General features: G+C 65.5%; 17 protein-coding genes, 4 tRNA genes and 1 pseudogene. 16 read left to right on the forward strand and 6 right to left on the reverse strand.

All coding sequences use genetic code 11. The features are described from left to right. Positions 1–44: 44 nt before the first annotated feature. Positions 45–392 carry a DUF3039 domain-containing protein gene (locus HMPREF3174_RS07445; protein WP_062614241.1) on the forward strand — a complete coding sequence of 116 codons (348 nt, stop codon included), beginning with the start codon at positions 45–47 and terminating at the stop codon, positions 390–392. Continuing rightward, on the forward strand, positions 389–2149 hold the full coding sequence (locus tag HMPREF3174_RS07450; protein WP_068539414.1) for a DEAD/DEAH box helicase: 1761 nt from the start codon (positions 389–391) through the stop codon (positions 2147–2149). The genes HMPREF3174_RS07445 and HMPREF3174_RS07450 overlap by 4 nt, the downstream gene beginning before the upstream one ends. Positions 2150–2198: 49 nt before the next feature. Here the strand turns inward: HMPREF3174_RS07450 and HMPREF3174_RS07455 are convergent, their stop codons facing one another. Next, positions 2199–3554: a nicotinate phosphoribosyltransferase gene (locus HMPREF3174_RS07455; RefSeq protein ID WP_062614239.1), complete on the reverse strand. Its 1356-nt coding sequence runs from the start codon at positions 3552–3554 to the stop codon at positions 2199–2201. A gap of 126 nt (positions 3555–3680) precedes the next feature. Here HMPREF3174_RS07455 and clpS point away from each other — a divergent pair, with 126 nt between their 5' ends. The 6 genes from clpS to rdgB all read left to right on the forward strand — a co-directional run bounded on the left by clpS (position 3681) and on the right by rdgB (position 7739). Continuing rightward, positions 3681–3950 carry an ATP-dependent Clp protease adapter ClpS gene (gene clpS / locus HMPREF3174_RS07460; protein WP_068539412.1) on the forward strand — a complete coding sequence of 90 codons (270 nt, stop codon included), beginning with the start codon at positions 3681–3683 and terminating at the stop codon, positions 3948–3950. Then, positions 3944–4600 carry a DUF2017 family protein gene (locus tag HMPREF3174_RS07465; protein WP_062614237.1) on the forward strand — a complete coding sequence of 219 codons (657 nt, stop codon included), beginning with the start codon at positions 3944–3946 and terminating at the stop codon, positions 4598–4600. Before clpS ends, HMPREF3174_RS07465 begins: the two co-directional genes overlap by 7 nt. 10 nt (positions 4601–4610) lie before the next feature. Then, complete coding sequence (gene murI / locus HMPREF3174_RS07470; protein ID WP_082661251.1) at positions 4611–5429, forward strand: glutamate racemase; 819 nt, start codon at positions 4611–4613, stop codon at positions 5427–5429. Next, positions 5426–6223 (forward strand): MBL fold metallo-hydrolase, encoded by a 798-nt coding sequence (locus HMPREF3174_RS07475; RefSeq protein WP_062614236.1) that lies wholly within the window; start codon positions 5426–5428, stop codon positions 6221–6223. Before murI ends, HMPREF3174_RS07475 begins: the two co-directional genes overlap by 4 nt. A 161-nt stretch (positions 6224–6384) precedes the next feature. After that, entirely contained in the window at positions 6385–7155 is a 771-nt protein-coding gene (rph, locus tag HMPREF3174_RS07480; RefSeq protein ID WP_062614235.1) for a ribonuclease PH, read from the forward strand. Beyond that, the gene (gene rdgB, locus HMPREF3174_RS07485; RefSeq protein ID WP_062614234.1) at positions 7152–7739 is read left to right on the forward strand and encodes an RdgB/HAM1 family non-canonical purine NTP pyrophosphatase; all 588 of its coding nucleotides are present in this window, start codon (positions 7152–7154) and stop codon (positions 7737–7739) included. The genes rph and rdgB overlap by 4 nt, the downstream gene beginning before the upstream one ends. A gap of 7 nt (positions 7740–7746) precedes the next feature. Here the strand turns inward: rdgB and HMPREF3174_RS07490 are convergent, their stop codons facing one another. After that, on the reverse strand, positions 7747–8274 hold the full coding sequence (locus HMPREF3174_RS07490; RefSeq protein ID WP_070448313.1) for a DUF4916 domain-containing protein: 528 nt from the start codon (positions 8272–8274) through the stop codon (positions 7747–7749). A gap of 110 nt (positions 8275–8384) precedes the next feature. Here HMPREF3174_RS07490 and HMPREF3174_RS07495 point away from each other — a divergent pair, with 110 nt between their 5' ends. The 3 genes from HMPREF3174_RS07495 (at position 8385) to HMPREF3174_RS07505 (ending at position 9431) form a co-directional block, all read left to right on the forward strand. Then, entirely contained in the window at positions 8385–8690 is a 306-nt protein-coding gene (locus HMPREF3174_RS07495; protein ID WP_143602171.1) for a hypothetical protein, read from the forward strand. Between the two features lie 13 nt (positions 8691–8703). Beyond that, entirely contained in the window at positions 8704–9186 is a 483-nt protein-coding gene (locus tag HMPREF3174_RS07500; RefSeq protein WP_068539403.1) for a peroxiredoxin, read from the forward strand. 160 nt (positions 9187–9346) lie between these two features. Further along, positions 9347–9431 (forward strand) — tRNA-Leu (locus tag HMPREF3174_RS07505). Between the two features lie 117 nt (positions 9432–9548). Here HMPREF3174_RS07505 and HMPREF3174_RS07510 read toward each other — a convergent pair. After that, the gene (locus HMPREF3174_RS07510) at positions 9549–11348 is read right to left on the reverse strand and encodes an AMP-dependent synthetase/ligase (RefSeq protein ID WP_246783080.1); all 1800 of its coding nucleotides are present in this window, start codon (positions 11346–11348) and stop codon (positions 9549–9551) included. Between the two features lie 145 nt (positions 11349–11493). Here HMPREF3174_RS07510 and HMPREF3174_RS07515 point away from each other — a divergent pair, with 145 nt between their 5' ends. Next, a complete protein-coding gene (locus tag HMPREF3174_RS07515; RefSeq protein WP_062614230.1) occupies positions 11494–12255 on the forward strand; it encodes a fumarylacetoacetate hydrolase family protein in 762 nt (253 codons plus the stop codon). Positions 12256–12464: 209 nt separating this feature from the next. Here HMPREF3174_RS07515 and HMPREF3174_RS07520 read toward each other — a convergent pair whose 3' ends face one another. Beyond that, positions 12465–13640: a MalY/PatB family protein gene (locus HMPREF3174_RS07520; protein WP_070448314.1), complete on the reverse strand. Its 1176-nt coding sequence runs from the start codon at positions 13638–13640 to the stop codon at positions 12465–12467. A gap of 34 nt (positions 13641–13674) precedes the next feature. Between HMPREF3174_RS07520 and gltX the strand changes: the two genes are divergently transcribed. Beyond that, positions 13675–15174 carry a glutamate--tRNA ligase gene (gene gltX / locus HMPREF3174_RS07525; protein ID WP_070446531.1) on the forward strand — a complete coding sequence of 500 codons (1500 nt, stop codon included), beginning with the start codon at positions 13675–13677 and terminating at the stop codon, positions 15172–15174. 139 nt (positions 15175–15313) lie between these two features. Here gltX and HMPREF3174_RS07530 read toward each other — a convergent pair whose 3' ends face one another. Further along, complete coding sequence (locus HMPREF3174_RS07530; protein WP_070448315.1) at positions 15314–16417, reverse strand: hypothetical protein; 1104 nt, start codon at positions 16415–16417, stop codon at positions 15314–15316. A 139-nt stretch (positions 16418–16556) separates the two neighbouring features. Here HMPREF3174_RS07530 and HMPREF3174_RS07535 point away from each other — a divergent pair. The 3 genes from HMPREF3174_RS07535 to HMPREF3174_RS07545 all read left to right on the forward strand — a co-directional run bounded on the left by HMPREF3174_RS07535 (position 16557) and on the right by HMPREF3174_RS07545 (position 17163). After that, a tRNA-Gln gene (locus HMPREF3174_RS07535) sits at positions 16557–16628 on the forward strand. Positions 16629–16670: 42 nt separating this feature from the next. Beyond that, positions 16671–16743 (forward strand) — tRNA-Glu (locus HMPREF3174_RS07540). 347 nt (positions 16744–17090) lie between these two features. Next, positions 17091–17163 (forward strand) — tRNA-Glu (locus HMPREF3174_RS07545). 101 nt (positions 17164–17264) lie between these two features. Here the strand turns inward: HMPREF3174_RS07545 and HMPREF3174_RS09580 are convergent. Beyond that, positions 17265–18236: pseudogene (locus HMPREF3174_RS09580) on the reverse strand (IS30 family transposase); the annotation flags it as partial. Between the last annotated feature and the right edge of the window lie 184 nt (positions 18237–18420).

Here is an 18420-nt window from a genome sequence, read left to right on the forward strand (position 1 = left end):
GGGCTTGGCACGAAATTGTCGGAGGGGAGCAATAGACTGGAGGCATGTCTACCGATCCTCATTCTGATCCCCAGGCCCCGGGCGGGCCGGGCCAGCCGGACGCGCCGTCGTTGGCGCCGGAGTCGACCACCGCAACGCTGGAGCGCACGCGCGAAGAGCGTGAACCGGGCGATGAGGATCGCTACGCCCATTACGTGCGTAAGGATCGCTACACGCAGTCGGCGATTGAGGGCGGGCCCGTGGTGGCGCTGTGTGGGAAGGTGTGGACTCCGGTGCGTAACCCGGATCGCTACCCGATTTGCCCCACGTGCAAGGCGATTTACAAGAACCTGGGTGGTGGCGGGGGAGAGTGGCCGTTTGGCCCGAACCCGCCGGGCGGAGACGGCAAGTGAGCGCCCGCTCACCGCACCCCCGCTCTGTTTCAGTATCGGCAGCCCAGAACCTTCCTCCTGTCTACCCGCAGCGTGCTGCGTGGGGAACGGCTGGGTCTTTGCGCGCTTGGCAGGCGGCGGCTCTCGACCAGTACTTGGCCACGCTCCCTCGGGATTTCCTCGCGGTGGCGACGCCGGGCGCGGGCAAGACCACCTTCGCGTTGAGGGTGGCCACCGAGCTCATGGCGCGCAGGGTCGTCACTGAAGTTATGGTGGTGTGTCCCACCGAGCACCTGAAGTATCAGTGGGCGGATGCTGCGGGGCGCGTGGGCCTGAAGCTCGACCCGGACTTTTCTAATTCCCAGGCCAACCTGGGCGCCTCCTTCAACGGCGCCTGTGTCACCTACGCGCAGGTAGCCCGGGCCCCGCTCTTTCACCGTCACCGCACGTCGGCCCGCTCTACGCTCGTCATCTTTGATGAGATCCACCACGGTGGTGACGCGTTGAGCTGGGGCGACGGTATCCGCGTGGCCTTCGAGCCCGCCAAGCAACGCCTCTCGCTCACCGGCACCCCGTTCCGTTCAGATTCGGCGGCGATCCCGTTCGTCACGTACGAGTCCGACGTCGATGGCGTGCCGCGCTCCCGCGCCGATTACACGTACGGATACGCCGAGGCGCTTGCCGATAACGTGGTGCGCCCGGTCATGTTCCTCTCCTATACGGGCAGCATGCAGTGGCAGACGAAGCACGGGGAGGTAATGAGCGCCCAGCTGGGGGAGGCCATGACGAAGGACATGGAGGCCCAGGCGTGGAAGACGGCGCTCAACCCCTCGGGTGATTGGATCAAGGCGGTGTTCGGCGCCGCTGATGACCGGCTCACCGTGGTCCGCCAGGGCATGCCCGACGCCGGTGGCCTGGTGATCGCCACCGACCACAAGACCGCCCGTGCCTACGCCGATATCCTCGCCCAGATCACTGGCGAGGAACCCACGGTGGTGCTCTCCGACGACGACCGCGCATCCGACCGCATCGCCGAATTCTCCGCCGGCACGCAGCGGTGGATGGTAGCGGTGCGCATGGTGTCGGAGGGCGTGGACGTGCCGCGCCTCGCGGTGGGTGTGTATGCTACCTCCACCTCCACGCCCCTGTTCTTCGCCCAGGTGATCGGCCGCTTTGTGCGCTCGCGGTCGCGCGGGGAGACTGCGTCAGTGTTCCTGCCGTCGGTCCCGCACCTGTTGGGTCTGGCGGGCGAGCTGGAAAAGCAGCGTGATCACGCGCTCTACGTCGCATCGGACGATCCGGAGGATCTGCTCGAGGCGGCCAATCGCGCCGAAAAGGCCTCCGACGAGCTGGCGGGCGTGGGGTACGCAGCCCTCTCGGCGGACGCCACGTTTGACCGGGTGGTTTTCGACGGGGACGACTTCGGCTCGTGGGCCGCGGTCGGCTCGGATGAGGAGGCGGACTTCCTCGGCATCCCCGGCCTGCTCGAGCCGGACCAGGTGGCCACCCTCTTGCGTGAGCGCCAGGCGGAACAGAAGAAGGGTGCGGGCGCCACGGAGGCCCGCAGCACTGTTATAGATTCGCGGCGCCGGCGCGAGGCCCGCAAGCAACTGTCCAGCCTGGTGGCGGCCTATGCGGCGAAGACTCAGCGCCCGCACGCGCTCATCCACACTGACCTGCGCCGGGCGTGCGGGGGACCGGAGGTGGCACGCGCCTCGCTGGATGAGGTGGAGGCCAGGATCTTGAAGATCCAACAGTGGTTCGTCGGCAGGAAATAGGAGACGGGGCCGGGTCTGGCGACCCGGCCCCGCCCCATTCCGGGCGTTCCTATGCGCGGTGCTCTGCGATGTCCACCATGATGGTCGGCAGGGCCGGGTCGCCTTCGGAGAGGCGCCAGGCCGGGTACGGTAGGGCCGCGCGGGAGTTGCGGTGTTGCTCGGCGGCGTGAGCTAGGGAGTTGCGTGCGACGTACTGCTCGTCGACAACCCCGCCCTCGACCAGCTTGACCTGCAGCGGCCGGGCCTCGTGCTCGGCCAGATATGCCAGGCCCTCCTCCCACGAGTCGGCGGCCACCACGATCTCTTCGAGCGCGCGGCCCGTCTCATCGTGGGTGCGGCCGGCCACCTTGAGCCCGCCCACCGACGTCTTCGAGTCGGACTTCTTGGCCACGCCCTGCATGGTGCCGTCCGCGCGCTCGCGGGCCACGAGCTTGTAAACGAGCTGGGCTGTGGGGTGGCCGGAGCCGGTCACGAGCCGCGTGCCCACGCCGTACGAATCAACCGGCGCGGCACCGAGCGCCGCGATGGCGTACTCGTCCAGGTCGGAGGTGACAGTGATCTTCGTCGTCGTCGCCCCCAGATCGTCGAGCTGCTTGCGTACCTTGAACGCTTGCGCCACGAGGTCGCCCGAGTCGATGCGGACCGCGCCGAGCTCGCCGCCCGCCTCGCGTGCCACGCGCACGGCCAGCTCCACGCCCTTCTCCACGTTGTACGTGTCCACCAGCAGCGTGGTGCCAGTGCCCATGGTGGCGATCTGGGAGCGGAAGGCTTCCTCTTCCGAGTCGTGCAGGAGGGTGAAGGAATGGGCGGCGGTGCCGATCGGGCGGATCCCGTACAGGCGGCCTGCCTCCAGGTCGGACGTGCCGGTGAACCCGCCGATCACCGCGGCGCGTGCGGCCGCCACCGCGGACCATTCGTGGGTGCGCCGGGCGCCCATGTCGAGGCAGGGGCGGTCGTGTGCCGCGATCGTCATGCGCGAAGCGGCGGTGGCCACAGCCGAGTCGTAGTTGAGGATGGACAGCAGCACGGTTTCCAACAGCACCGTCTCAGCGAACGTGCCCACTACGGTCATGATGGGCGAGCCGGGGAAGTACAGCTCGCCTTCGCGATAGCCGTAGATGTCGCCGGAGAAGGTGAAGTCGGTGAGGAACGCGAGCGTCTCTTCGGACACGACGTTGGCCTGGCGCAGGTAGTCAATCTCTTCGGGCCCGAAGCGGAAGTTCTTCACGGCCTCGAGTGCGCGCCCGACGCCGGCGACCACACCGTAGCGCCGGTGGCCCGGCAGGCGGCGGCCGAAGACTTCGAAGACCGAGCGGCGGTTCGCGGTGCCGGACTGCATCGCCGACTCAATCATCGTCAGTTCGTACATATCAGTGAGCAGGGCAGTGCTCGTCTTATTCGTCATGCTTTCAAGGTTACCCTCTTGGCAAAGAGATTCCGCATCGTTTCACTGCTTGTTTGCGCACCGAATCTGGGGCGGTGGTCTACTATGGAAAATGTGGTAAGCGGGAGTCAGAGAATCGAAAAACCGATGTCGAGCCCACGCGCGAGCCTGGAGCAGTCGGCGTCGTGCTGGCGCACCGTTGTGCATAATGACCCGGTGAATCTCATGACGTATGTGCAGTGGGTGTTCGAAAGCTACTTCTCGATGGGCCCCTCGGTGGCGTATGCGAAGATGATGGAAGTGCACAATGCCGGCCGCGCGATTGTCTCTACGGGCCAGCGCGAGCAGATGGAGCGCGACGCCCAGGAGATGCACACGTACGGCTTACGCGCCACGATTGAGGAGGCCGAATGCTGACGGCCTTCCGCATTGCCCGCGGCGGGTATTTGGCCCACATTGACGACGACGAGCGCCGCGTCCTTGCCGGCCTCGTCAAGGACGCGGTCTATTTGCTCGGCTCGGACGTGGAGCATGAGGCGGAGCGTAGGTCCCAGACGGTGGACCCGGACGATCCGCTCGCGGAACTGGAGGCCGACGTCGTGGACATCGCGGACGCGATCGCGGCGGAAGGTGAGCCGAGGGTGCGGGCCCCGTATGACGTCGTCGTCGAACATCTCCTGCCTGACATGAGCGAGGACCCGGACGAGGCGAAAAAGCTGCGGGAGCTGACGGAAACGTCGGTGGCGTCGCAGAAGATTGAGAACCTTGTGACCGTCTACCTGGGTCTGGAATCGGCGCACGGGAGCGGGGACGTGCTCGTGGCCAACGAGGACGCGCCGGCGTGGATGAGCGCGCTGAACGATGTGCGGCTCGTACTCGCGGCAAGGCTCGGCATTGACGATGACGCCGCCTCCCGGGCTGTCGAGGAGCGCGTGCGGCCCTTTCACAGCGGCGATACCGACGCCGAACCCAGCACGGACGATGTGCTCGCGATCGTGTATTCCATGAGCACCTGGTGGCAGGATTCACTGGTGACGGCGGTGAGGAATAAAGCCCTGCGAAGGTAATATTCACGATATGAACGATTCACCCATTGGCGTGTTCGATTCTGGTGTGGGCGGGCTAACGGTGGCCCGTGCGATCATGGACCAGCTGCCTGGTGAATCCATTACCTACATCGGCGACACCGCCAACAATCCGTACGGCCCGCGCCCGATCGCGCAGGTGCGGCGGCTCGCGCTGGGGATCATGGACGAGCTCGTGGATTCGGGCGTGAAGATGTTGGTGATTGCGTGTAATTCGGCGTCCGCGGCTGTGCTTCACGACGCGCGGGAGCGCTACACGGCCTCCAAGGGGATTCCGGTGGTGGAGGTGATCCACCCGGCGGTGCGCGCGGCGGCGCGCGTGACCATCAATAACCGGATCGGCATTATTGGTACGCGGGCCACGATTAAGTCGCGCGCGTATGAGGACGCGTTCGCGGCGGTGCCGAGCATTACGCTCACGTCGCGGGCGGCGCCGCGGTTCGTGGAGTTCGTGGAGAACGGGATCACCACTGGGCCGGAGCTGCTCGAGGTGGCCGAGGAGTACCTGGCGCCGATCAAGGACGCGGGGGTGGATACCCTCATACTCGGTTGCACGCACTACCCGATCCTGGCGGGCGTGATTTCTTACGTGATGGGTAACGACGTGGCGCTGGTGTCGTCAGCGCAGGAGACCGCGCGCGACGTGTACCGGGAGCTCACGGCACGCGACTTGCTCCGTGACCCGCAGTCCCCGGCCCCCACTCATACTTTCCAATCCACGGGCGACGCCCACGAATTCCAAACCCTTGCCCGCCGGTTCCTCGGGCCGGAGGTTGCAAGCGTCCACCAGCTGAAGGGAAAAGCATCGTGAAACTGACCATTATCGGGTGTTCGGGCTCGATGTCGGGTAAGGATTCGCCGGCGTCGGCCTACCTGCTCCAGGCCACCGGGGTGGATGAGACGGGCCAGGAGCGCGTGTGGTCGATCGTGCTCGACTTCGGCCCGGGCGCGATGGGGCACCTGCTGCGCTACGCGGACCCGGCGCGGCTGGACGGCATGTTCCTGTCCCACCTGCACGCCGACCACTGCGCCGACATCGTGGGCATGCAGGTCTACCGGCGCTGGTACCCCGAGGGCGCGCTCGGCCCGATCCCCGTGTTTTCTCCTGGCGACGGCGCCGCCCGCACTCGCGGAATTGCCGACGACCCGCTCGAGGAGACCTACGCCGGTGAATTCGAATTCCAGCAGATCAAGCCGGGCGACTCGGTCAAGGTGGGCCCGATGGAGGTGAAGTTTTTCGCGGGGTGGCACTCGGTGCCGGCCGTGGCCATGCGGATCACCGGGCCATCCGAGGCCGATCCCGACCGGCGCGTGACCATGACGTACACGGGCGACACGGATTACGTTTCCACCGTTATCGACGCCGCCCGCGGGGTGGACCTGCTCCTGTCCGAGGCGGCCTTCGAAGAGGGACGCGACCTCGTGGAGGGCATCCACATGACCGGCCGGCGCGCCGGCGTGGTTGCCAGCGAGGCCGGGGTGGGACGGCTGCTGCTCACCCACCTGCAACCGTGGACGAATCCCGTGCGTACCGTCAAGGACGCCCGCGCTGTTTACGACGGCGATGTTGAGACCGTGCAGGCCGGGGGAGTGTACGAGATCTAGGCGCCCGGGTTGGCCGGGGTGCTGGCCGGGGCGTTGGCCCGCAGAGCGGGTGTGAGCTGGGCGCGAGCCGGGCGGTGGTGTCGTGAGCCTGGATGCAAAGTGCGTGGGCGGCGTCGGGACGCGGAAAAGAATTGTCGGAGGCGGGGGGGTAGGCTGAAGGCATGAGTGAAATGAGTAGAAAAGATGGGCGCGCCACCGATCAGCTGCGCCCGGTTCGTATTACGCGCAACTACCTTGAGCAGGGCGAAGGCTCGGTGTTCGTGGAGTTTGGGCGCACGAAGGTGCTGTGTGTGGCGTCGCTGACTGAGGGCGTGCCGCGCTGGCGCAAGGATTCGGGGCTCGGGTGGGTCACGGGTGAGTACGCCATGCTTCCGCGCGCTACGGACACGCGATCGCAGCGTGAGTCGGTCAAGGGTAAGGTGGGCGGCCGCACGCAGGAGATCTCGCGGCTGATTGGCCGCTCGCTGCGCGCGGTGGTGGACTTTGCGGCGCTGGGGGAGAACACGATCGTACTCGATTGTGATGTGCTGCAGGCTGACGGCGGCACGCGCACGGCCTCGATCACGGGTGCCTATGTGGCGCTGGCGGACGCGGTGGCGTTCGGCATTGACAAGGGCTGGATCAAGCCGCGGCGCGGAACGCCGGTGTTGCGCGATTCGATCTCGGCGATCTCGGTGGGCGTGATCGATTCGGTCCCGTGCCTCGATCTGCCCTATGAGGAGGACGTGCGGGCTGAGACGGACATGAACGTGGTCATGACTGGCTCGGGCACGTTCGTGGAGGTGCAGGGCACGGCGGAGGAAGCCCCGTTCTCGCGCGCGGAGCTGGATGCGCTGCTTGACCTGGCGGCGAAGGGCAATGCGGAATTGGCGCAGCTGCAGAAGCTGGCGCTGGAGTCGGAGGGCCCTGTGGCTTTGGGAGGGTTCGCATGATCCTCGCCACCCGCAACGCTCACAAGGTCACCGAGGTGCGGGCGATCCTGGCCCCGCTCCTGCCCGGAGGCTTCGTGCTTGAGGCCGTGCCGGGGGATCTGCCCGAGCCGGTGGAGGACGGGGCCACCTTTGCTGAGAATGCGATCATCAAAGCCACCCAGGTGGCGCGCGAGCTCGGCGTGCCGGCAATTGCTGACGATTCGGGGCTGTGCGTGGACATCATGGGCGGGGCCCCCGGCGTCTTCTCCGCCCGCTGGTCCGGGCGGCATGGGGATGACGCGGCGAACCTCGATCTTCTGCTGGCCCAGCTGGCCGACGTGAAGCCCGAACAGCGTAGGGCAAGGTTCGTGTGCGCGGCGGCGCTGGCGTTGCCGGACGGGAGCGTTGTGGTCGAGGAGGGGCAGATGCGCGGCACCCTTCGCTACGAGCGGGCGGGCACGGGCGGCTTCGGTTATGACCCGGTGTTTGAAGCCGAGGGCTACGGGGTCACGAACGCGGAGCTCAGCCCGGAAGACAAGAACGCGATCTCGCACCGGGCGCGGGCGTTCGCTGCGCTCGCCCCGCACATCGCAAAGATCCTGTAGCCGGGCGTCAGTGCCCGAGTAGGGCGAGCGCCTGGCGCACCACGTGCAGGTGCTTGGGCAGGATCTCGCCCTGGAGCTCGGGGGTGTGGAGCTCGCCGGGGGTGAACCAGTTGACCTCGAGGGAATCGGAGGAGACGTTGCAGTCGCCGAGTATGGGGATGATGTAACACAGGGACACGGCGTGCTGGCGGGGGTCGTGCCAGCCCTCGCCCGGCGTCGGGAAGTATTCGGCCACGGTGAACGGCACCAGGGAGGCCGGGATCTGGGGCAGGATCATCTCGCCCAGGTCCTTCTCCAGGTGGCGGCGCAGGGCCTCGCGGATCTTCTCGTGGTAGAGCACCCGGCCTGAGACCAGCGATCGGGTCAGGCCCTCATCGGTGACGGTGAGGAGGAGGCCCATGGAGGCGAGCGAGCCGTCGTCGTGAAGGCGGACCGGCACGGCGTCGACATAGAGGATCGGCACCTTACGGCGCACGTACGTGAGGTCCTCGGGGGACAGCCACGGGCCCATGTCAGAAGATGCAACGTCACTCATACTTCGATTGTGCCAGCATCGGGGGCCCAGTTCGGGTGATAATCGGACAATTTGCCACCGGTGAACGTGTGGGGCGCCGGTGGAGGGTGCGCGTGTGGCAGAGTGGGGGCGTGGAGAAAATAGAGAGGCCCTTGATGGGCGTGGCGCTCGTGTTCTGCGCGATCATGCTGGTGATCGGCTGGGTGAGCGTGGGCATGGCGGGCTGGACGTCAGGGTTCATCGTGACAGCGGTGCTCGGCACGGTGGCGGTGGGCGCCGGCCTGTGGGGCTGGCGCGAAGACTCGGCCTACTGGGTGGGCACGGGCGCGCTCGGAGCGGGTCTGCTGTTTCCCACGGTCGCGGGGATCGTGCCGATGATCCTCGGCTTCATCATCTTCATTTTGCTCATCAGCCTGCGGCTCTTTTTGAACGCTTAGGAAAGAAGGAAATATGTCTGACGTACGCCTCACGGTTGGCCAACAGGCCCCCGACTTCACCCTTGACACGGTGGACGGACCCGTCACCCTGTCGCAAGAGATCGAGCGCGCCGAGCAGGGCGTGATCGTCTACTTCTACCCCCGGGCCATGACCCCCGGCTGCACCACCGAGGCCTGCGACTTCCGCGACTCGGAGAACTCGCTCAAGTCCGCCGGTTACACCGTGATCGGCATCTCGCCCGACTCCGTGGACTCGATCCGCAAGTTCGTGGACAAGGAGTCGCTCAACTTCCCGCTCGCCTCTGACCCGGACAAGGCCGTGATGAAGGAGTGGGGCGCGTACGGGAAGAAGATGAACTACGGCAAGGAAGTGGAGGGCGTCATCCGCTCCACGGTAGTGGTGGGCAAGGACGGCAAGGTCGTGCTCCCGCTGTACAACGTCAAGGCCACTGGGCACGTGGCGCGCGTGCGCCGGGAGCTGGGCGTCGACGCGTAGGGCCGAGCCCCGGGGCGGCTAGTTGAGGGCCTCCGGGCAGGGTGTGGGTGAGCGTGCCCCATCCTGCCCCGGAGGCCTTCATGGTTCTCGCCCATGTTGCCTGGGTGTTTGGGCGGCGCGCTTTTGGGAATGGGTGGCGCCGACGATACACTTTCAGTGAGCGCGAGTGGCGGAATTGGCAGACGCGCTGGATTTAGGTTCCAGTGCCCTCGGGCGTGCGGGTTCAAGTCCCGCCTCGCGCACCACCCATTGAAAAATCCTGGACGTTTTTGGCGCGATCTCCTCATATAAGAAGATCGCCGCGGAATCGTCCAAGAAAGTCTCATTGCACCCGGCCGCGCGCCCGGCCGGCCGCAGCTGGCCTACGCCTCCCCGTAGAGCTCTCGCAGCTCGCGCGCATAGCGCCGCACCACGGCTTCACGCTTGACCTTGAGCGAGGGGGTGAGCATCCCGTTGTCCACGGTCAAATCGGGGTAGATGACCGCGAACTTACGGATGGACTCGGCGCGGGAGACCGCCTTGTTCGTCTTGGTGATCGCCCGCTCGAGCGAGGCGAGCACGTCGGGGTGCTGGGCTGCCTGCGTGACGTCCATCGTCGGCAGATCATGGGCGGCGAGCCACCCGGGCAGCATCTCGGCGTCCAACGTGATGAGCGCGCCGACGAACGGCTTTTGGTCACCCACCACCACGATCTGGGAGATGAGCGGGTGGGAGCGCAACGGGTCTTCGAGCGCAGCGGGGGAGACGTTCTTGCCGCCGGCGGTGACGATGATTTCCTTCTTGCGCCCGGTGATCGTGAGGTAGCCGCGCCGGTCGAGGGCGCCGAGGTCGCCTGTGTGGAACCAGCCGTCGTCGTCAAGGACCTCGGCGGTAGCGTCGGGGTTGTTCTGGTACCCGCGGAAGACTTGGGGGCCGCGGACGAGGATTTCGCCGTCGTCGTTGAGCTTGATTTCGGTGGCGGGCATGGGCGTGCCCACGGTACCCATCTTGATGGAGCCGATCGTGTTGACGGTGGCGGGGCCGGTGCATTCGGTAAGCCCCCAGGCCTCGACCACGGTCAGCCCGATGCCGCGGAAGAAGTGGCCGGTGCGCTTGCCGAGCGGGGCGCCGGCGGAGACGGCGTAGTGGCAGTTCTCGCCGATGATGTTCGTGATCTTGGAAAAGACGAGCTTGTTCGCGATCGCGTGCTTGAGCGAGCGGAGGGGCCCGCGCCCGCGTTCGGAGTAGGCGACGGCGACATTGGCGGCCCAGCGGAAGATCTTGCGCTTGAGGCCGGAGCCGGCCTTGGCCTCGGCAGCGTTGTAGATCTTCTCCAGCACGCGCGGCACCACGAGGAGGGCGGAGGGCTTGAAGGTCTTGATGTCGGACAGAAGGTTTTTGATCGAGGGGGTGTGTCCGACGACGCCGCACCCTCCGATTGCGAAGAAGAACACGGCGCGGGCCATGACGTGGGCGAGGGGGAGGAAGAGGAGGACGCGGGTGTCGGGGGAGTCGATAATGGTGTGCATGTGCGGCAGGGTGTTGAGGGTGAGGTCAACGAAGTTGCCGTGCGTGAGCTCCACGCCTTTGGGGCGGCCGGTGGTGCCGGAGGTGTAGATGACGGTGGCGAGGGTGTCGAGGGTGAGGCGGGCGCGCCGCGCGTCGATCTCGGCCTGGTCGACTTTCTCGCCTTGGGAGTAGAGCTCGACCAGGGCGTCTTGGTCGAAGGCGAGCACGCGGCCGAGGAGGGGCGTGCGCTGGGATTCGACCAGGAGCTGCTGGGCGTGCGTGTCGGTGATGGCGAAGCGGATGGCGGAGTTTTCGAGGATCCAGCGCACCTGTTCGGCGGAGTCGGATTCGTAGATCGGCACCACGACGAGCCCGGCGCTGAGAGCGGCCATGTCGATGAGGCTCCACTCGTAGGAGGTGGCGGCGAAGATGGCGATCGCGTCGCCCTCGCTGAGCCCTTCGGCGACGAGGCCGCGGGCGACGGCGTCGACGTCGGCGAGGTAGTCGGTGGTGGTCATCGGCGTCCATACGCCAAGCGTGCTTTGGCGTTCGATGCAGACCTGGTCGGGGTGGGATTCCTGGCGGCGTGTGAGGAGCCACGGGATGTTCATCCAGGGCTCGGGCTTGGTGTAGCGCTTTTCGGAAACGACGCCGTTCCTGTGCTTTTTGACCATGGTTCCCCTTCGATCGACCGATAAGGCTACGTTACCGTAGCTTGGGGGGTGAGGTGAAAGGGCTGGCATGCGGTGCCTCACATTGGATCGGGGCTCTTTGGCAAAGCTCCCGTGGTGGGGAGGGGTGCGGCGGTAGGATGAGATCATGAAGATTGCGCGACTTTCCCTGGATCAAGGCCCCCGCTTCGCTGTCGTTGACGAGACCACGGGCAACTACCACGTGCTTGCGGATGACCCGCTCTACGCCGAGGTCAAGCCCACCGGGCAGATCGTTTCCGCCAACGAAGCGAACCTCGTTGCGCCCATGCTCCCGCGTTCGAAGGTGATCGGCTTTGGTGACAACTACAACCGGCCCGATTATCGCCCGGACCCGGCGACCGTGCCCACCACATTCTTGAAGCCGAACACGGCCGTCGTCGGGCCGAATGTGCCGATTGTGGCGCCGGAGTGGTCGGGGAACATCATTCATGAGGCTGAGCTCGCGGTCGTCATCTCTCGCCTGTGCAAGGACGTGCCGGTGGAGCGCGCGAACGAGGTGATTTTCGGCTACACGGTGGGTAACGACGTCGCGGACGGGCTTACGCAGAAGTCGGACTTGCAGTGGGCGCGGGCGAAGGGCTTTGATACCTCGTGCCCGATCGGGCCGGTGGTAGTGACCGACCTCGATATTTCGAACCTGGAGATCACGCTGGCTGTGGATGGCGAGGTGAAGGGCAGGGGCACGACGGCCGACCTGACCCGTTCCGTGCCTGAGCTGGTGGCGCTCGCCTCGTCGATGTTCACGCTCCTGCCGGGCGACATCCTTTTGACGGGCGCTGCGTTCCCGTCGATCCCGGCGGGCCCGGGCATGGAGGTTGTGTGTTCGGTGGAGGGGATTGGCGATCTGCGCAATCCTGTAACCGGATAAAACGGACAAGAATAGAGTATTTGCGCTGGTCAGAGCAAGGGCCTTGCTTGTGCTCGGGGATGACTTGGGCGCCCGCCAGGGCGCCGATAACGTGGGCCGGCGGCCCTGGTTCCTGCTTGGAATGGGCTGTACCCGGCACAAGTTGTGAACCTGAGGGCGCCCTCTATCTGCAACACCGATAAGCGGCTCTTGGCATTGCCTATTGCGGATTAGCGTTGCATTTCTACAGGGGAGAGCGCGGCCTCGATCTGGTCGATCGCCCGGCGCAGGATCGGCCGTGGAGTGGCGATGATCGCGCGGGCGAAGTGCTCATACCCGGCGCCACACGAGCTCCCGGGCGTGAGGGCCACGCCGGCGTGCTCGCCCAGCCATGTGGCAACCGGTTCGCCGACCCGCCCCTCTCGGACGGCCTCGCTGAAGTCGAGCCAGGCGATGTACGTGCCCTCCATGTGCTCCATGGTGACGCCGGGCCAGCGCTCGACTGCGTCGGCGAGCAGGTCGCGGTTGCCGCGGATGTAGTCGACGACGTCGGCCAACCACTCCCGCCCGTCCGTGTAGGCGGCCACGGCTGCGGCCGAGCCAATCGTGGACGTCATGTTCGCCGCCCACCCCAATGCCGGCTGCAACCTCTCCGCGAGCTCCGGGTTCGTCACCACCAGCTGCGCGCACTTCAGCCCCGGGATGTTCCACCCCTTGGAAGCGGCGATGGCCATGACGGTGTGGGAAGCGGCGGCGTCAGAAACTGAGGCGTAGGGGACGTACTGGCCGTCGAGGACGAAGGGGGCGTGGATGTCGTCGGAGAGGACGATCGCGCCCGGGAACTCGGCAACGACGCCGGCCAGTGCCTCTAGCTCCGCGCGCGAGTACACACGCCCGGTCGGATTAGACGGGTTGACGAGGATGAGCACGCGCGCCCCGGCCTCAAACCCGGCGCGTATCCCCGCAAGGTTCAGCTCAAGCCGGCCCTCCACCCACTGGCAAGGTACCTCGATGAGCGGCCGCCCCATCGCCGGGATGAGCTGCACGAAGCTCATGTACGCAGGCGTGGGCAGGATGACGGGGGAGCCGGGAGAGGACAACGCGTCGATGACGAAGCGAGCCGAGGAGACGACGTCGGGAACGGCGTGGACGACGTCGGGCGAGGGAGAGAAACCGGAGATCGAGGAAATCCAGGCGGAGGTGGCCTCGGCGAGAGCGCGAGAGTCGGCGGCAGAACGGTAGCCGATGCCGGGAAGGCTCGAGAAGCGGGCGAGGACGTCGCGGACGGCGGGAGCTACGCCGAAGTCCATCTCGGCCACGAACATCCCAATGCGGTCGGGGAAGGCGGTCCACTTGAGGGAGCCAGCGGCGCGGAGGCGGTCGATCGTGGTGTTGTCGAAATTCATGTTTCCAATCTATACGGAGTAGCCTAGTAACACTATGAGCACTGAAATTTCGAACGTTCGCGTCCGCTTCTGTCCCTCGCCCACCGGCATGCCCCACGTGGGCATGGTGCGCACCTGCCTGTTCAACTGGGCATACGCTCGCCACACGGGCGGCACCTTCGTGTTCCGTATCGAGGACACGGACGCCCAGCGTGACTCGCAGGAGTCCTTCGACCAGATCATCGACTCCCTGACCTGGCTCGGCCTGGATTGGGACGAGGGCGTGGGCATTGGCGGACCGCACGCCCCTTACCGCCAGAGCGAGCGTATGGACATCTACAAGGATGTGGCGGCCAAGCTGCTCGAGGCGGGTTACGCCTACGAATCTTTCTCGACGCCGCAGGAAATCGAGGAACGCCACCGGGCGGCGGGGCGCGACCCGAAGCTGGGCTATGACGGCTTCGATCGCGACCTGACCGAGGAGCAGAAGGCGGCTTTCCGGGCTGAAGGCCGTGCGCCGGTGCTACGCATCCGCATGCCGGATGAGGACGTGACGTTCAAGGACCTGGTGCGCGGGGAGATCACGTTCAAGGCCGGCTCGGTGCCCGACTATGTGATTATGCGTGGCAACGGCCAGCCGCTCTACACCCTGACCAACCCGGTGGATGACGCGCTCATGGAAATCACTCACGTGCTCCGCGGCGAGGACCTGCTCTCCTCCACCCCGCGTCAGATCGTGCTCTACGACGCGCTCAAGGCCATCGACGTGGCCAAGCAGACCCCGCTGTTTGGCCACCTGCCCTACGTCATGGGCGAGGGCAACAAGAAGCTCTCCAAGCGTGACCCGGAGGCCAACCTTCTCCTGCACCGCGACCGCGGCATGCTCCCCGAGGGCCTGCTCAACTACCTGGGCCTGCTCGGCTGGTCGATCGCCGCGGACCGCGACCTGTTCAGTCGCGAGGAGATGGCCGAGGCCTTCGACGTGGCCGATGTCAACCCCAACCCCGCCCGCTTCGATGACAAGAAGTGCGTGGCGATCAACGCCGAGCACATCCGCATGCTCGACGTGGAGGATCTGCGCGGGCGTCTCGTGCCGTTCTTGAAGTGCGACGGCGTGATTGAGGCTGAGTCGTACGAGGCCGCGGATGAGGAGGCGCGTCGCCTTCTCGACGCTGCCACCCCGCTCGTCCAGACCCGCATCCAGCTCCTCGGCGAGGCGCCCGCACTCATGGGCTTCCTCTTCAAGGGCGCCGACGAGATCGAGTACAACGAGAAGGCCGTGGCCAAGCTGCGCGACTCCGCGCCGGACGCTCTCGACGCCGCCCTCGCGGCCTTCGAGCAGATCGCACCCGAGTCCTGGGACGCGGAGACGATCAAGGCCGCCGTGGACGAGTACGTGGTGGGCGGACTGGAGCTCAAGCCGCGCTTGGCCTTCCAGCCGCTCTTCGTGGCCGTGACCGGCACGAACGTCTCCCTGCCTGTGGTCGACTCCATGGCGATCCTCGGCAAGGACGAAACGCTCATGCGCCTGCGCCGCTTCCGGGCCACGCTATAGGGGCGGGGCGCGGGGCTGGCCCGCAGTGCTGGCGGCGGCTGGCGACTTTTAAAAACATCTGGACGATTCCGGGGCGGTCTTTTCATATACGAAGATCGCCCCGGAATCGTCCAATTAATTCACATGGCGACGCGAGCGTTTAGCGGCCAGGGTCGCGCAGGTAGAGCGTGGAGCCCGGCGTCCAGCCCGTGATCATGCCCGTTCGTGTGCTGCTCGTGCTTTGTGCGTCGGACGGGGTGCGGATGGGGAGTGGCGCGTAGGTGATCTCGAGCGCGGCGGGTACGCTCAGCCGCACCCCGTCGTAGTCCTGGGCGATGGCCTCCCAGTCGAGGACATGGGTGATGGGTGCGTCGATGCCCGCCCACTCGTCGTACAGCTGCGGGTTGCCCGCGAGTGCGATGGGGTAGCGCGAGATGAGCGCGGCGGCGTCGTCGGCGCTGGTGATCTCGACGACGCGCAGGTCGTCCCGGATGAGGGTGAGCCGGTGGTCGACGGCGAAGTCGCCGGCGTCGTCGCCGTAAACCTCGCACGTCGAGACGATGGGGACGTCGCCTGGCTCGAAGGCGGTGGGGTCGACGGGGTCGAAGGCGAGCCAGACGTCGCGCGGGCACTGGGAGGTGATCCACCACTGGTAGTCCTCGAGGAGGGGCTCGCCGGCGCGGACTGTGCGGCGCGCCTCGCTGCGCCGGTGCTGGACGTAGGAGAGCGGGCGGGCCTGCCAGTCCACGCGCCCGAGCATGCGGGCAACGAACGCGTCCATGGCCGAGCGCTGGTCGGGGCTGGCGAGGGAGTCAACGCAGATGCTCTGGAACTCGCCGAACGCGTAGGAGACAGTGGCGTCACTGATTGCGCGCTGAATAAGGGCGGGGGTGATCACTCCCGCGGCGTCGGCGGCCGTGAGCCAGGCGAGCACGGCGTCATGAAAGGCGCGGATGAAGGTAGTGACCTCTGGCAGTGGGGAGGATGCGGTCGGGACCGGCAGGTGGCCGGTGAGGGCGGCGCCGGCGTCGGCGGCGGGAATGGTGACGAAGGCAAACGACGAAGAGTTGGCGGTGGGGATCGCCTCGACGAATGGGATGTCCGGCAGGTCGCTGGCCCAGGCAGGCCGACCGTCCGTGGAGTCGGGGGAGAAGCGCACGGCGTCGACGAGACGGCGGGCCGCGGCGCGGCCGAGGTGGCGGGGGTAGACCCGGACGCGCGAGGGGTCCCAGGGGAGCGTGGGCGGCCGGTGGCGGAGTCTCACGAGGGCCTCCTTCCGCGGCAAAAATACTGAGATCAGTGTAGCTCACAACCGGCGTGATTCCCTTCACGCCCAAAGATTTGCGTGAAGGCGCAGGCCTGCGTAGTATATCTATTCGTTGCACTCCTTGGGAGTGACACCATGGGGTATGGTGTAATTGGCAGCACGAGTGATTCTGGTTCATTTAGTCTAGGTTCGAGTCCTGGTACCCCAGCGAAACAGCAAGATCACTTGTTGCTTCACCCGCAAGGGTTAGGCCCCGTTCGTCTAGCGGCCTAGGACGTCGCCCTCTCACGGCGGTAACACCGGTTCAAATCCGGTACGGGGTACAGATTGGCTCCGAGCTTCGGCTCGGAGCCTTTTTCGTTGCTGTCGAGTGCCCGAGTTGCCGACTTGCCGAGTTGCCGCGCTCTCGAGCGCCGGTGTTCCCGAGCTCCCGCGCTTGCGCAGATGTAACACTAAGCCGCAATATGCAACGCCAATAGGCGGCTTTTTGCCGTTGCGTATGGAAATTAAGGTTGCATATGCGCGGGGCAGGGGGCAGCGGCTGGCGTGGGGACCTTTGGGCGGAAGGGAGGAGGGGCTGTGCGTGCTCGTATGTGACAGAGGTCGCGCTGAGCTGGTTTTTCTCTTCCGTACCCTTTGTGTAAAGTGAAACCCGACGATCTTCGTCAAGGCCCCGTTCGTCTAGCGGCCTAGGACGTCGCCCTCTCACGGCGGTAACACCGGTTCAAATCCGGTACGGGGTACAGAATGGCTCCGAGCTTCGGCTCGGAGCCTTTTGCATTGCCGGCTCCAGGCATCGGGGCCGGTGGCGCGCCTTATCGGATTCTAGGGGCGGTTGCAACACTTAAGTGATGAGTTCGAGTATTCTCTCGGATGGTTTTCCCAGTTTAGTGTTTTACGTGGGCGGTCGTTGAGTTCTTCGGCGACGGCGTCAAGGTAGGCCTCGGAATAGACGGATAGGTCGGTTCCTTTGGGGAAGTATTGACGGACCAGGCCGTTGGTGTTTTCGCTGGTTCCGCGTTGCCAGGGCGAGTGCGGGTCACAGAAGTACAAGTCCATGTCTAGCGCTGCTGTTATTGGTTTATGGAGAGTCATTTCACTGCCTTGATCCCAGGTCAGTGAGTTACGTAGCAGTTTGGGGAGGTGCTGCATTTTCGTGATGACGGCCTGCCCAACGGCCAACGCGTCGTGCCCGTTGGGCAGGTGAAGCAACATGGTGAAACGGGTAGGGCGTTCCACGAGACAGCCTATCGCGCTTTTACTAGCGGCCCCGCATATGAGGTCTCCTTCCCAATGACCGGGAATGGCACGGTCTTCCACGTTGGCGGGACAATCACTGATCATGACCATCGGGTCACGGAAACGCGGTGTTATTTCCCGGTCATGTTCTTGTGGGTTTCGTCGGCTTCGTCCGGTGCGTAGAGCGTGTGTGACTTCGAGTTTGAGCGGTTCTTAGGCTTGGACGTATATAGCTTGGTAGATCGTTTCGTGGCAGGCGTGCATGGCTTTATTATCCGGGAAAGTCCGTGCCAGCCAGGCCGGGATCTGCTCGGGGCTCCAATGCTTGCCAGTTTGTCTTGCACGGCTTTGAATAAGTGGTGGTTAGCAAGTATTTTGGGGTTTTGGGGCGTAGTGGTGCGGGCTCTGGCATGTCGCCACGGTACCAATCCACGCTTGGCGCTTCATTGCGTCCACTGGTGCGAGTGCGTCCGTTTCTCCAGACCTTTCCTGTTCTTTTGGATACCCCAACAGCAACGGCGGCTGCGGTGAAATTCATGCCGCTTGCAAAAAGCTTGAAGTATCGTTCCCGGCGAGCTATTAATTCTTCCTTGTTCATGATGCCCCTTATGAGAGGGTGTGGCAACAATCACTAGAACTCGCCGAGATCTTGACAGCGGGGGGGGGGAGCGCGAGACTCATATTTAGCGCATTGTGGTCAGTGTCTACGCCTTGGCCCCAGGTGCAGTTTTGGTCAAGTCCCGTGTAGTGGTGTAGCGGTC

Source organism: Trueperella sp. HMSC08H06 (assembly GCF_001808465.1).
Taxonomy (GTDB): Bacteria; Actinomycetota; Actinomycetes; order Actinomycetales; family Actinomycetaceae; genus Trueperella; species Trueperella bernardiae.